This is a genomic window from Alistipes sp. An66, from assembly GCF_002161445.1.
In the GTDB taxonomy this organism is placed as follows: Bacteria; Bacteroidota; Bacteroidia; order Bacteroidales; family Rikenellaceae; genus Alistipes; species Alistipes cottocaccae.
The window spans coordinates 193,154-206,435 of the sequence record NZ_NFHT01000003.1 but is presented as its reverse complement, the minus strand read 5'-3'; the positions used below and the strand labels follow the sequence as shown (position 1 = coordinate 206,435).

General features: G+C 62.2%; 9 protein-coding genes. 2 read left to right on the top strand and 7 right to left on the bottom strand.

Going from position 1 to position 13,282, the window contains the following annotated elements:
• Window positions 1-13 precede the first annotated feature (13 nt).
• On the bottom strand, window positions 14-1,612 hold the full coding sequence (locus tag B5G16_RS03860) for a thiamine pyrophosphate-dependent enzyme (protein WP_087261326.1): 1,599 nt from the start codon (window positions 1,610-1,612) through the stop codon (window positions 14-16).
• A 333-nt stretch (window positions 1,613-1,945) separates the two neighbouring features.
• Here B5G16_RS03860 and B5G16_RS03855 point away from each other — a divergent pair, with 333 nt between their 5' ends.
• The gene (locus tag B5G16_RS03855; RefSeq protein WP_087261322.1) at window positions 1,946-2,650 is read left to right on the top strand and encodes a FadR/GntR family transcriptional regulator; all 705 of its coding nucleotides are present in this window, start codon (window positions 1,946-1,948) and stop codon (window positions 2,648-2,650) included.
• A 176-nt stretch (window positions 2,651-2,826) separates the two neighbouring features.
• On the opposite strand, the gene B5G16_RS03850 is transcribed toward B5G16_RS03855, so the two are convergent.
• The 6 genes from B5G16_RS03850 to B5G16_RS03820 form a co-directional block, all read right to left on the bottom strand.
• Window positions 2,827-3,183, bottom strand: coding sequence for a MarR family winged helix-turn-helix transcriptional regulator (locus B5G16_RS03850; RefSeq protein WP_087261319.1), 357 nt, complete (start codon window positions 3,181-3,183; stop codon window positions 2,827-2,829).
• The gene (locus B5G16_RS03845; protein ID WP_087261314.1) at window positions 3,176-3,370 is read right to left on the bottom strand and encodes a 4Fe-4S binding protein; all 195 of its coding nucleotides are present in this window, start codon (window positions 3,368-3,370) and stop codon (window positions 3,176-3,178) included. Before B5G16_RS03845 ends, B5G16_RS03850 begins: the two co-directional genes overlap by 8 nt.
• Window positions 3,370-3,837 (bottom strand): thioredoxin, encoded by a 468-nt coding sequence (trxA, locus tag B5G16_RS03840; protein WP_087261312.1) that lies wholly within the window; start codon window positions 3,835-3,837, stop codon window positions 3,370-3,372. Before trxA ends, B5G16_RS03845 begins: the two co-directional genes overlap by 1 nt.
• 459 nt (window positions 3,838-4,296) lie before the next feature.
• Window positions 4,297-5,661, bottom strand: coding sequence for a TolC family protein (locus B5G16_RS03830; protein WP_087261305.1), 1,365 nt, complete (start codon window positions 5,659-5,661; stop codon window positions 4,297-4,299).
• Window positions 5,658-8,699, bottom strand: a complete 3,042-nt coding sequence (locus B5G16_RS03825; protein ID WP_087261302.1) for an efflux RND transporter permease subunit — start codon at window positions 8,697-8,699, stop codon at window positions 5,658-5,660. Before B5G16_RS03825 ends, B5G16_RS03830 begins: the two co-directional genes overlap by 4 nt.
• A gap of 12 nt (window positions 8,700-8,711) precedes the next feature.
• Window positions 8,712-9,800, bottom strand: a complete 1,089-nt coding sequence (locus tag B5G16_RS03820; protein ID WP_087261299.1) for an efflux RND transporter periplasmic adaptor subunit — start codon at window positions 9,798-9,800, stop codon at window positions 8,712-8,714.
• Window positions 9,801-10,134: 334 nt separating this feature from the next.
• Here B5G16_RS03820 and B5G16_RS03815 point away from each other — a divergent pair, with 334 nt between their 5' ends.
• The gene (locus B5G16_RS03815) at window positions 10,135-13,248 is read left to right on the top strand and encodes a glycoside hydrolase family 2 TIM barrel-domain containing protein (RefSeq protein WP_087261296.1); all 3,114 of its coding nucleotides are present in this window, start codon (window positions 10,135-10,137) and stop codon (window positions 13,246-13,248) included.
• The last annotated feature ends 34 nt before the right edge of the window (window positions 13,249-13,282 follow it).

Sequence of the window (13,282 nt, the reverse complement as noted above, 5' to 3'; positions counted from 1 at the left end):
GGCGTTTGCGGATTTATCTGTTTTTGGCGGCAGCGTGGCGTTTGGCCGTCTGGATGCACTCGCGGCGCGGGATGATGACCGAGACACCGTGGTAGGCGATCTCCTCGCGCAGGATCTGCTTCATCTCCTCGCGGTTCTTCGGCAGCGGCACCACCACGCGGATGTGGGCCGGATCGACGCCGATTCCGGCGCAGATCTGTTCCAGACGCCCCGTCCCGGCCGAATCCTGCCCGCCGGTCATGCCCGTGGTGAGGTTGTCGGAGATCACCACCGTGATGTCGGCCCCTTCGTTGACGGCGTCCAGCAGCCCCGTCATGCCGGAGTGCGTGAAGGTCGAGTCGCCGATCACGGCCACCGAGGGGTGCTGTCCGGCGTGTGCCGCGCCGATGGCCATCGTGATCGAGGCCCCCATGTCGACGCAGGTGTCGATGGCGTGGAACGGCGCCAGCCATCCCAGCGTATAGCAGCCGATGTCGCTGAACACCTTGCCGGCGGGGAATTCACGCACCACTTCGGTCAGAGCCGTGTACATGTCGCGGTGTCCGCACCCCTGGCAGAGGGCGGGCGGACGCGGTACGACGGTCTGGCTGGCGGCATGCGCCCGGTGCGGGGCGAGTCCCAGCGCGGCCCGCACGCTGTCGGGGGTCAGCTCCCCGGTGCGGGGCAGTTCGCCGGTCAGGCGTCCCCGGATCTTCTGTGCCGCGGGCAGCACGCCCCGCAGCGCCTGCTCGACGAGCGGCTGCCCCTCCTCGATGACCAGCAGCTCCTGACACTCCGCGGCCAGGTGGCGGACAAGCCGTCGCGGCAGCGGGTATTGCGAGACTTTCAGCACCGGACAGGGACAGCCCTCCGGATAGTTCTCCATCAGATAGTTGTAGGCGATTCCGCAGGCAAGGATGCCGAGCCGCTTGTCGGGACCCTCCGTATAGCGGTTGAACGCGCTCTCGACGGCCGCCTCCTCCATCCGGGCGTAGTCGTCGATCAGCGCCGTGTAGCGCACGCGCGAGTTGCCCGGCATGAGGACCCACTGACGCGGGCTTTCGGGGTAGCTCAACGGATTCTCCGGCTGCGGCTCCCCGACCTCGACGGCGGCCCGCGAGTGGGCCATGCGGGTCGTCAGACGCATCAGTACGGGAATCCGGAACCGCTCCGAGTGGTCGAATGCCGCGCGCACCATGTCGTATGCCTCCTGCTGGGTCGCGGGTTCGAAGACCGGGATCAGGGCGAACTGTCCGTAGAAGCGCGAGTCCTGCTCGTTCTGCGACGAGTGCATCGACGGATCGTCGGCCACGACGACAACCAGGCCGCCGTGGGCGCCGGTCATGGCGGAGTTGACGAAGGCGTCGGCGGCGACGTTCAGTCCGACGTGCTTCATGCAGACCATGGCGCGTTTGCCGACGAACGACATGCCGAGCGCCTCCTCCATGGCTGTTTTTTCGTTTGCCGACCATGCACGGTGAACGCCGCGTTCGGCGGCCAGCGGGTGGTTCTGAATGTATTCGGTGATTTCGGTGGACGGCGTTCCCGGGTAGGCGAAGACGCCCGACAGTCCCGCATGGAGGGCCCCCAGTGCGAGGGCTTCGTCTCCGAGTAAAAGTTCTCGTTGTGCCATAGCTTGCAGGTTGTTTCGGATTTTCAGACATGGGGAAAGGCAGGTGCCGTGCGTGTTCGATGGAGCCGGGCCGTATCCCATATCCGCATTTTACGCAAATATAACGATTTTTGATAAAACAGCAACATTTCCCGACGAATTATTAGATATACTGTATGAATTCGAAAAAAAATTTTCTCATAAAGGTCGAATTCGATTAAAAATGTAAATATGTATGGATGAGGGGCGCCCGGAGGGGGCGGGTCCGGCCGTCGAAAAGGGCAGTTGATAATTTTGGTTTGATTGGTTTTTTTACGACCTTTGCAGGGCAATCCGAAAATTGACTCTTTTTTCATGAATCACTCGCCCAACATCAAACAGGTAGAGACCGTTCTCAAATATATCAAGGATCAGCTCTATTCGGGACTTCTTCAACCCGGGGAACGCCTTCCGGCCGAACGGCGTCTGGCCGAGAAGCTCGGCGTGGGGCGTGCGCATGTGCGTGCGGCGTTCCAGAAGCTCGAATTCTACGGCATCGTGCAGACCTTCCCGCAGAGCGGTACGGTCGTCGCACAGGAGAAGATGCAGGTGCTCGAACGCATGATCACCGATGCGTTGCAGATCGAACAGTATGACTTTGCGTCGCTGGTCTACGTGCGGGTGCTGCTCGAAATCGAGGCCGTGAAGCTCTGTGCCCGGAACCGGACGCTCGAGGATCTGGCGGCCATCGAGGAGGCCTTGAAGGAGTGCGAGGAGAAGTTCTATACCGACGAGCGGGTTTCGAAGGACTTCGCCTACCACCAGGCGCTGGCCCGCGGGGCGCACAACCCGGTGATCGCATCGCTGCTGCTGGTCATCACGCCCGACGTGCTGCGTTACTACCAGCGTTACCGCGTCTGCTCGGTTCCTTCGGAGGAGGTTTGCTTCGAGCACCGGGAGTTGCTGCGCTGCGTGCGCGAGCAGGACGAGGAGGGTGCTGCCGAGATGCTGCGGCGGCATCTGAAATCGCTGCGTGAGTTTGCGGTGACGAACAACGACGAAAACCATTTTCTCGAATAGCCGGGGCCGGAACCCGGAAGAAATCCGGATCCGTGCGCACGGAAAGGACCTTTGAAACCGGGGTCCGGAGATGGAACAGACCGTAAAAATGAAGCGTATCCTTGCCTGGATACGCTTCATTTTTTATCGCTGCGACGGTCCGGATACCTCTTCCGTCCCTCTTCCGCCGTGTGCCGTTACTCTGCCTCGACCCATTCGCGCAGCGGGGTCGGCAATTCGATCGCACGGCAATCCAGCGATCCGAGCAGGCGGTGGCCCTGCGGCGTTATGGAGTAGTAGATCTGCCTGCGGTCCTTGCAACACATTTCACGCTCGACCAGTCCCTTCGATTCGACGGTGCGGAGCACCTTCGACATGTTCGAGGGTGTCAGCCCGAGCGTCTCGCCCAACTCGCCCGGACACATCCGTTCCCTCTTCGAGAGGCTGCACAGGGTCATTCCTTCATTCAGCGTGATGCCGTAATGTGCCTCGAAATCGGCCTCGAAACGCATCACAGCCCGTTGCAGGTCGCGGATTCTGCATAGTTTATCCATGCTGTTCGGCTTTGTATACGGCCTGTCTGCCGCAGTGTTCCATACATTGGCCGCATTCGATGCAGAGTTCGGGATCGATCTTCGGCAGCGAGAATCCCTCCTGCGAAATGGCCTCCACGGGACAGATCGCAATCAGCGGGCAGCGGTGACTCTGCGGGCAGCGGCCCGGGTCGATCGTGAGTGCCATTACTTGCCGAGCATTACTTCGTCGATGGCCTTTTTGAGCATGGCTTTGGGCAGGGCGCCCTGTGCCATCTGCGGTTTGCCCTCCATCGGGATGAAGAGCAGCGTCGGGATCGAGCGGATGCCGAATGCCGCGGCCAGTTCCTGCTCCTCTTCGGTATTGATCTTGTAGATGTGGATCTGATCGCCGTATTCGGCGGCCAGCTCTTCCAGAACCGGGGCCAGTGCCTTGCAGGGCCCGCACCATGAGGCGTAGAAGTCGATCAGGGCGGGCTTGTCGCCCAGGTATTTCCACTCCGTAGGATTCGTTTCGTAATCGGCGACCTTTTTCAGAAAGTCGGCCTTGGTCAATGCGATCGTGTTCATCTTTTTTGATTTTTGTTCGTTTTGTTTTTCCGTTTTGTTGTTGTTCTGGGCGCATCCGGTTGCGAAGAGCGAGAGCGCACAAAGCATGGAGAGCAGTTTTTTCATCTTTTTTCTTGCGGTTGTCTGTTCATAACGATGCAAAGGTAAAAAGTGTTTTCCAATAAAACAAATTTCCAATGGAAAATATTTTTGATTGGAATTGTCCGGCCCGGAAACGGGCGTGCGGGGCGGACTTGGGAGAAGGGGATGCGGTCGGAAATGGGACCGGCGGAAATGCGGTCGAAAATGGGACCGGCGGAAATGCGGGCCGGAAATGGGACCGGCGGAAATGTGGGTCGGAAATGGGACCGTCGGAAGTGCGGGCCGGAATGGGATCGTGCGGCAATGCGGGCCGGAAATGGGGGGGGCAGGGCGAAAATCTCCGGCTGAAACCGGGCGACCGCGGGGTGCGAATGAGGCCCCGGATTGCCGGGGCCTCTTGGATGACTGGTCTTTGAAGGGGGCCTGCCGGACGGATTCCTGACCTCGGAACCGCTCCTGCGTAAGGCCCGATGCGGGTGCCGCCTATTCGAGATAGATCATGACGTTGCCGCTGATCTGCTGCAACGAGATTTCGCAGAGTTTCGTGTTGTATTGCGCCGTGAGGATACGCTCCTCGGCATCCAGCAGGCTCTTCTGCGCCTCGCGCATCTCGATGCCCGGCAGGTCGCCCAGCCGATAGCGTTCCATGGCGATTTCGTAGTTCTCGCGTGCCGCCACAAGGTTCTCCTTTTCCAGCACGATCACTTCCAGATTGTTGCGGTAGGCCTGCCAGAAGTTCGACAGATCGGCCCGCAGCGACTGCTCCAACTGCTGGCGGGTCAGCTCCGCATTCTCGATGCTGATCCGGGCGTTGCGCTGTTCGCGCCGGCGGTTCCCGTCGAAGAGCGTGAAACCCACCGATACCCCGGCATTCAGCCCGAGCGTTCCGCGCGAGCGGTTCGTCCCCGTTCCGTAGTGGTTGTAGGCGTATCCGTAGCCGGTCGAGAGGTTCACGTAGGGGTAGTTGCGCGCCTGGATGATTTTCAGGTCGAGTTCGGCGACCGAGGTGTCGTGCCCGGCCAGCAGCAGCGAGGCGTTGGTCGCCAGCGTCCGTTCCAGCAGACGGTCCCAGTCGAGGGCGGCATTGACCCGGATCGCCGAGTCCTGAATGGCGATCTGCCGGTTGAGGTTTTCGTTGGCCAGCAGCTCGTTGATGCGGATGCGCGAGGCCGTGACGACCTCCTGCTGCGACATGTACTGCGAGCTGTCGGCGTTGAAGTCCACGCGGGCTTGCAGGAGGTCGAGCCGCGAGAAGCTGCCGACGCGGAAGCGCTCCTCGGTGATGCGGAGCCGTTCGCGCGAGAGCGCCACGGCATAGCGGAAATTCTGCAAACGCAGCGTCTGCTGGATATAGTTGTAGTATTCGGCCGTGAGGCTGGCCATGAAGTCTTCGATGGTGATGCGGGTTTGCAGGGCGCCCATCTCCTGCAACTCCTTCAACCGGCGGTAGTTCGTCCGGATGCGGAATCCGTCGAAGAGCGTCCAGTTCACGGCGACGCCCACACTGGCCGTCTGGTCGTAGACGTTCGTTTCGGAACTCTCGCCGCCGTCGCGGAGCGCCGTCGTGCGGCTGTTGTCCCACGTCCCGGTGTAGCCGGCCGAGAGGTCCGCCGTCGGGAGCATGCCGGCATTGGCGGCCGTGGCGTTGTTGTCGCTGATGCGCTCGTCGTTGCGGACGATGCGCACGTCGTAGTTGCGTTCGAGCCCGATTTCCAGACACCGCCGCAGCGTCAGCGGTTCGCTCTCGGCGTACGCTCCGGAAGCGGCGGCACCCTGTGCCGGGAGTTCCTGTGCCGGAGCCGTCAGGCAGGCTCCCAGCAATCCGAACGTCAGAATGATGCGTTTCATGCCTGTTTCTTTTTCGATTTGCGGATCCGGTCCGTCGAGACATAGCTGTAAATGGCCGGGACGATGTAGAGCGTCAGCAGCGTCGAGACCACCATGCCGCCCACGACCGCCACACCCATGGCGATCCGTCCGTTGGCGCCCTCGCCCGTGGCGACGGCCAGCGGCAGCATGCCCAGCACCGTCGAGGCGCTGGTCATCAGAATCGGTCGCAGACGCTGCTGCGCGGCCTCTTCGATGGCGTGCAGCTTGTCGATGCCGGCCTCCTGCTTCTGGTTGGCGAACTCGACGATCAGAATACCGTTCTTGGCCACCAGGCCGATGAGCATGATGATGCCGATCTGGCTGAATATGTTCATCGTCTGGCCGGCGTTCCACATGAAGACCAGCGCTCCGGCAATGGCCAGCGGCACGGTGAGCATGATGACCAGCGGGTCCTTGAAACTCTCGAACTGCGCCGCGAGGATCAGGTAGATGAGCGCGATGGCCAGAATGAAGGCGAACATCAGGCTCGACGAACTCTCGCGGAACTCCTTCGAATCGCCGGCCAGCGCCGTGCGGAAGTCGTCTCCGAGCGTCTCGGCGGCGATGCGGTCCATCTCGTCGAGCCCCTGCCCGATGGTTTTGCCCTTGGCCAGACCGGCCGAGACCGTGGCCGAGAGGAAGCGGTTGTAATGGTAGAGCTGCGGTGGCGCGACGTTCTCGACCAGCGAGATGAGGTTGTCCAGCTGGATCATCTCGCCCTTGTCGCTGCGCACGTAGATCGAACGCAGGTCGGAGGGTTTGTTGCGCTGCTGGCGGTTGATCTCGGCCAGAATCTCATACTGCTTGCCGTTCATGTAGAAGTAGCCGAGGCGCTGGCCGCTCAATCCGTATTGGAGGGTCTGGGCGATGTTGCGCGTCGAGACACCCAGCAGGTTGGCCTTGTCGCGGTTGACCTCGATGCGCACTTCGGGTTTGCTGAATTTCAGGTCCACGTCGGCCATCTGGAACACGTCGCTTTCGTAGACCCTGCGCATGAATTCGGGCAGCACCTCCTGCAAGCGTTCGAGCGAGATGGCTTGCAGCACATACTGTACGGGCATGTTGCTGCGGCGGCCTCCGAAGGTGCTCTGCTGCTGGACGAAGGCGCGGGCCCGGGTCTTCGTCCGCACGGCGGCCGAGATCTCCTCGGCGATCTCCATCTGCGAGCGTTTGCGGGTGGCGATGTCCGAGAGCGAGATGCGGACGTTTCCCGAACCGCTCGATACGCGGGCCATGACCGATTCGGCCTCGGGAACGAGCGAGTCGACCAGCCGGTTGATCTCCTCGGTGTAGTCGCGGATGTATTCGTAGGTGGCTCCTTCGGATCCGCGGGTGTTGACCGAGATCTGCGACCGGTCCTCCAACGGCGCCATTTCGGCCGGGATGGTGCTCCACAGCCACCCGATCAGGGCGAGCGTCAGCGCCACGATCGGCAGCGCCAGCCAGCGGCGGCGCAGGAACGAGGCGAGCGTCGAGCTGTAAAAGCGGTTGAGCCACTCGAAGAAGGGTTCGGTTTTGGTGTAGAACCAGTTTTTGCGCTCCTGGCGCACGAGGAGTTTGGTGGCCAGCATCGGGGTGATGGTCAGAGCGGCGAAGGTCGAGATGACGACGGCGCCGGAGATCACCATGCTGAATTCGCGGAAGAGACGTCCGGTCATTCCCTCCATGAAGACGATCGGGAAGAAGACGGCGATCAGCGTCACGGAGGTCGAGATCACGGCGAAGAAGATCTCCTTGGCGCCCTCGATGCCGGCGTCGAGCGGCGTCATGCCGCGTTCGATGCGGATGTAGATGTTCTCGGTCATGACGATGGCGTCGTCGACGACCAGTCCCACGGAGAGCACGACGGCCAGCATCGAGAGGACGTTGATCGAGAACCCGGCGACGTACATGATGAAGAACGTACCGATGAGCGAGACCGGGATCACGATGCAGGGGATGAGCGTCACGCGCCAGTTCCGAAGGAAGAGGAAGATGATGATGATCACCAGCACGAAGGCCTCGTAGACGGTCTGCTTCACCTCGTCGATCGACGCGCGGATGAAGCGCGTGTTGTCGAAGCCGTAGGAGGTCACGACGTCGTCCGGGAGGTCCTTCTTCATGGTCTCCATGCGCTGGTAGACGGCGTTGGCGATCTCGATGTGGTTGGCGCCCGGCTGCGGGACGACCACGACGCCCACCATCGGAATGCCGTTCATCTTCATGTAGCTGCGCGTGTCCTGCGGTCCGAGTTCGGCGCGCCCGACGTCGCTCAAACGGATGATGCGGTCGTCCTCCTCGCGGACCACCAGGTCGTTGAACTCCTGCGTGGTGTGCATGAGCCCGAGCGTGCGGATCGTCAGCTCGGTGGTGTTGCCCTCGATGCTGCCCGAGGGGAGCTCGACGTTCTCGCGGTCGAGGGCGTCCTTGATGTCCGACGGCGTGATGCCGTATCCGGCCATCTTCGCCGGGTCGAGCCACAGCCGCATCGAGTAGCGCTTCTCGCCCCAGATCTGCACGCCGCTGACGTCGCTGATGGTCTGCAACTGCTCCTTGACCGTGAGGTCGGCGATCTCGCTCAATTCGAGCAGCGAGCGTTTGTCGCTCTGGATCGTGACCATCAGGATCGGCGTGGCGTCGGCATCGGCCTTCGTCACGGTCGGCGGGTCGCAGTCGCGCGGCAGGTAGCGCTGGGCGCGCGAGACCTTGTCGCGCACGTCGTTGGCTGCGGTTTCGAGGTCGGTGGAGAGTTCGAACTCCACGGTGATGCGGCTCTGTCCCTGCTGGCTGGTGCTCGACAGCGAGCGGATGCCCGGAATGCCGTTGATGTTCTGTTCGAGGGGTTCGGTGATCTGGTTCTCGATCACGTCGGCGTTGGCTCCGGGGTAGGAGCACTGCACGGAGATGATCGGGTTGTCGACGCTCGGGTATTCGCGCACGCCGAGCGAGCTGTATCCGATGAAGCCGAACAGGAGGATGATGATCGTCATCACGGACGCCAGCACGGGCCGTCGGATGCTGAGTTCGGAGATGTTCATGCGGCGGCGTTTTTAGGCGGGGTTGTCGAGGTTGTCGAGTCGGACGGGAAGCCCCTCGCGCAGCTGGAGGGTGCCGGAGGTGATGAGCGTGTCGCCGACGTTGAGCCCGTTGATGATCTGGATGCTCGATTCGGTGCGCAGCCCGGTGGTTACCTCGACGGCGTGGGCCTTTCCGTTGCGGTAGAGGAAGACCTTGTCGATGCCCATTTCGGGGACGATGGCTTCGGTGGGTACGGCGATGGCGTCGGGGATCTCGTGCATGCGGATCTCGACGGTGGCGAAGCGTCCGGGGAGCAGCCGTCCCCGGGCATTCGGGTAGCGGGCGCGCACGGCCAGCGTGCGGGTCGTGACGTCGACCTGCGATTCGGTGGCGTAGACCGTGGCCTCGAAGCGCTCCTGGCGTCCTTCGATGGTGAACGAGAGGCGGGTGCCGGGTCCGATCTGGCTGGCGTAGCGTTCCGGAACGAAGAAGTCGATCTTCAACGGCGAGATCTTCGTCAGCTTGGCCACGACGACCGACGGCGAGGCGTAGGCGCCTTCGCTGACGTTGCGCAGACCGATGATTCCGTCGAACGGCGCGCGGAGTTCCGTGAGGTCGATGTTGGATTTCACGATGTCGATGTCGGCGTTGAGCATGGCCAGTTCGGTACGGGCCTGTTCGTAAGCCTCCTGGCTGACGGCATCCTTTTCCAGAAGGGCACTCTGGCGGTAGACGCGGTCTTCGGCGAGTTTGAGCTGGGCCTCGTAGCGCGAGAGCTGGGCCAGCAGCGGCTTGTCGTTCACTTTGGCCAGCAGTTCGCCCTTGCGCACGGTGGCGCCCTCCTGGAAGTTGATGGCGACGATCTTGCCCGACGTCTCGAACGAGAGGTCGACCTCCTCGTCGGGGAGGAGGTTGCCCACGGTGGTGATTCCGTCGGTCAGGGGCTGGGTGCGGATGACGGTACCGTTGACGTTGAGGATGTTTTTGGTGCGCGGCGAAGGGGTTCGTCCGGCGTCGTCCTCGGGGACCGCGCGGGAGCCGTAGTAGTTATAGATGCCGAGGGCCGCACAGAAAACAGCCAGGATGACGGCCGTGATGATCCATTTCTTCTTTTTGTTCATTGCAAAGGAGGTTGGAGATTGATGACAAAGATACGATTTTGTACCGGAAAACCGAATAAAGTTTTTTGTTTTTCTGCGTTTGCGGTCGGGTTTGCGGCACGTCGGGAGGCTTCCGGAGGGCTTTGCGGGGCATTTCGGCGGGATTTTTGTTTTTCAATAATTTAAATTAAGAGCCTTTTTATTATATTTGCGGAACAAGGAGTGCGGTTCGGCCGGACCCTGATCCGGAGACGGAGTTTCCGGGGTTCCGACGTCCGCTTTTTCGGTATGCCGCCTTCGGCTGCGGAGGCTCCGGAAGCGAAACCCTAACTTTAAATAATTGATAAAACAACCGATGAAACTGCGAACCCTTACCACCGGCCTGCTGCTGCTCTGCGGGAGCGGAGCCTTCGCGCAGGGCGATGCCTGGCGCGATCCGCAGGTCAATGCGATCAACCGCCTGCCGATGCGGGCCTCGTTCTTCGCCTACGAGAACGGGGAGATGGCCCTCCGGGGCGAAAAGAGCGCCTCGGAGCGCTTCCTGTCGCTCAACGGCGACTGGAAATTTGCCTGGGCGAAAGACGCCGACGAGCGTCCGACGGACTTCTACCGTATGGATTACAACGACGGACATTGGGCGACGATGCCCGTACCGGGACTCTGGGAGGTGAACGGATACGGCGACCCGCTGTATGTGAACATCGGCTATGCGTGGCGCGAGCAGTTCCCGAACAATCCGCCCGAAGTGCCCGTCGAGAACAACCACGTAGGTTCGTACCGCCGCGAGATCGAGATTCCCGCTTCGTGGAAGGGACGTCAGATCATCGCCCATTTCGGGTCGGTGACGTCGAACATCTCGCTGTGGGTCAACGGCTCGTTCGTGGGGTACAGCGAGGACAGCAAGCTCGAAGCCGAGTTCGACATCACGCGTTACGTCCGGCCGGGGCGCAATCTCATCGCCTTCCAGGTCTTCCGCTGGTGCGACGGATCGTATCTCGAAGATCAGGATTTCTGGCGTTTGAGCGGTGTGGGGCGCGACTGCTACCTCTATTCGCGCGAACGGGCGCATATCGCCGACGTGCGTTGCACGGCGTCGTTGGAGGATGGCTTCACGCGCGGCGTGCTGCGTGCCGACCTCACCTTCCCGACGGCGGCCCGCGGGGATGAAATCGCCCTGACGCTCACGGCGCCCGACGGGAGCGTCGTGGCCGGAGAGACGCGCCGGATCTCCGGAACGCAGGAGCAGGTGACCCTCGGGGTGGAGCATCCGAAGGCATGGACGGCCGAGACGCCCGATCTGTACCGGCTTGCGCTGTCGTTGCGCTCGGCGGGGCGCGAGGTGGAGACCGTGCACGTGCGGGTGGGCTTCCGCAACGTGGAGATCCGCGACGGACAGTTGCTGGTCAACGGACAGCCGGTGCTGTTCAAGGGCGTGAACCGCCACGAGATGGATCCGGGAACGGGCTACTACGTGACCGAGGAGCGGATGTTGCAGGACATCCGGCTGATGAAGCAGGCCAACGTGAACGCCGTGCGGACGTGCCACTATCCCGACGACAGCCGCTGGTACGAACTCTGCGACGAGTACGGATTCTACGTTGTGGCGGAGGCCAACATCGAGTCGCACGGCATGGGCTACGGGGAGCAGACCCTGGCCCGCAACCCGATCTACGACAAGGCGCATCTGGAACGCAACCGGCGCAACGTCCTGCGGAACTTCAACCATCCGTCGGTGATCGTCTGGTCGCTGGGCAACGAGGCGGGCGACGGCGGGAACTTCACGGCCTGCTACCGGTGGATCAAGTCGTTCGACACGACGCGTCCGGTGCAGTACGAGCGTGCCGAGGGCGGCGACAATACGGACGTCATGTGCCCGATGTACTGGGATTACGACCGTTGCGAGAAGTATGTGACGAACAATCCCCGCAAGCCGCTGATTCAGTGCGAATACGCTCACGCGATGGGCAATTCGGAGGGCGGCTTCAAGGAGTATTGGGACCTGATCCGCAAATATCCGTCGTACCAGGGCGGATTCATCTGGGATTTCGTCGACCAGTCGTTGCGCGTGAAGCGCGACGGGCGCTGGATCTACGCCTACGGAGGCGACTTCAATCCCTACGACGCCAGCGACAACAACTTCTGCGACAACGGTCTGATCTCGCCCGACCGGCGTCCGAACCCCCACTACGACGAGGTGGCCTTCCAGCACCAGTCCGTCTGGACGCGCCCCGTGGATCTGCGGGCCGGGAGAATCCGGGTCTTCAACGAGTACTTCTTCCGCGACCTGTCGAACTATACGCTGCTGTGGACGCTTCTGGACGACGGCTGCCCCGTGCAGACGGGAACGGTCGAACGGCTCGACGTGGCTCCGCAGCAGGAGCGTGAGTTCACGCTGCCGCTGGACCTCGACGGTTTGGAGGGCGAGCTGCTGCTGAACGTGGAATACCGCCTGAAACGCGCCGAACCGGGGCTCCGGGCCGGCCATTGCGCGGCCCGGGCCCAGCTGGCCGTCTCCGACTGGACGTTCGCGCCGCTGACGCTGGCGAACCGCTCCGCGGACCGCTTCACGCAGCCCGTCGTCACGCTCTCGGATGCCGACCGCAACTACCTGCGGATCAGCTCGGAATGCTTTACGCTGGACATCCGTCGCGCCGACGGACTCATCACCCGCTACGAGGCGGCGGGCAAACCGTGTCTGGAACCGGGTGCCGTGCTGCGTCCGAACTTCTGGCGGGCGCCGACGGACAACGACTTCGGAGCCGGCGTGCATCGGAAATACGAGGCGATCCGGAATCCGGAGCTGCGCCTGACCGCACTGGACTATGAACTCCGGGAGGGCATTGCGCATGTCCGTGCGCAGTATGATTTCCCGGCCTATGCCGCGACGCTCTCGGTGAACTATGCGGTCAACAACGTCGGGGAGATCTCGGTCGAACAATCCGTGACGGTGAAGGGCAAGGCGTCGGACCGGTCGCTGCCGCGTCTCTTCCGCTTCGGGATGCTGATGGCCATGCCGGAGGACTTCGACCGCATCGACTACTACGGCCGCGGCCCGGGCGAGAACTATGCGGACCGGAAATCGGCGGCCTTCATCGGGCTTTACAGCCAGACGGTCGACGAGCAGCCCTATCCCTACATCCGGCCGCAGGAGACCGGCACGAAGAGCGATGTGCGCTGGTGGCATCAGAGCGATCCGGACGGCTGGGGACTGCGCATCACGTCGGATGCGCCGTTCTCGGTTTCGGCGCTGCACTATTCGCCCGAGTCGTTGAGCTGCGGACCCGTGAAGGAGCAGCTGCACTTCCCGGAGATCGAGCCCGACAAGTGCGTATGGCTCTGCATCGACGGCGTGCAGATGGGTCTCGGGTGTGTGGATTCGTGGTATTCGCTGCCGCGCGACGAGTACCGGATTCCCTACGCCGACCGGACGTTCCGCTTCAAACTCTCCCCGTCGCGCCTGCTGCGGTGAGGGTTTCGGGGTGTCGTCCGGGCGTTTGCGGCCC

Coding starts and splice junctions, on each gene's coding strand:
- B5G16_RS03830 (WP_087261305.1), bottom strand. CDS start 5,661: ATGAAACGCATCATTCTGACGTTCGGATTGCTGGGAGCCTGCCTGACG.
- trxA (WP_087261312.1), bottom strand. CDS start 3,837: ATGAAAAAACTGCTCTCCATGCTTTGTGCGCTCTCGCTCTTCGCAACC.
- B5G16_RS03850 (WP_087261319.1), bottom strand. CDS start 3,183: ATGGATAAACTATGCAGAATCCGCGACCTGCAACGGGCTGTGATGCGT.
- B5G16_RS03825 (WP_087261302.1), bottom strand. CDS start 8,699: ATGAACATCTCCGAACTCAGCATCCGACGGCCCGTGCTGGCGTCCGTG.
- B5G16_RS03820 (WP_087261299.1), bottom strand. CDS start 9,800: ATGAACAAAAAGAAGAAATGGATCATCACGGCCGTCATCCTGGCTGTT.
- B5G16_RS03815 (WP_087261296.1), top strand. CDS start 10,135: ATGAAACTGCGAACCCTTACCACCGGCCTGCTGCTGCTCTGCGGGAGC.
- B5G16_RS03855 (WP_087261322.1), top strand. CDS start 1,946: ATGAATCACTCGCCCAACATCAAACAGGTAGAGACCGTTCTCAAATAT.
- B5G16_RS03845 (WP_087261314.1), bottom strand. CDS start 3,370: ATGGCACTCACGATCGACCCGGGCCGCTGCCCGCAGAGTCACCGCTGC.
- B5G16_RS03860 (WP_087261326.1), bottom strand. CDS start 1,612: ATGGCACAACGAGAACTTTTACTCGGAGACGAAGCCCTCGCACTGGGG.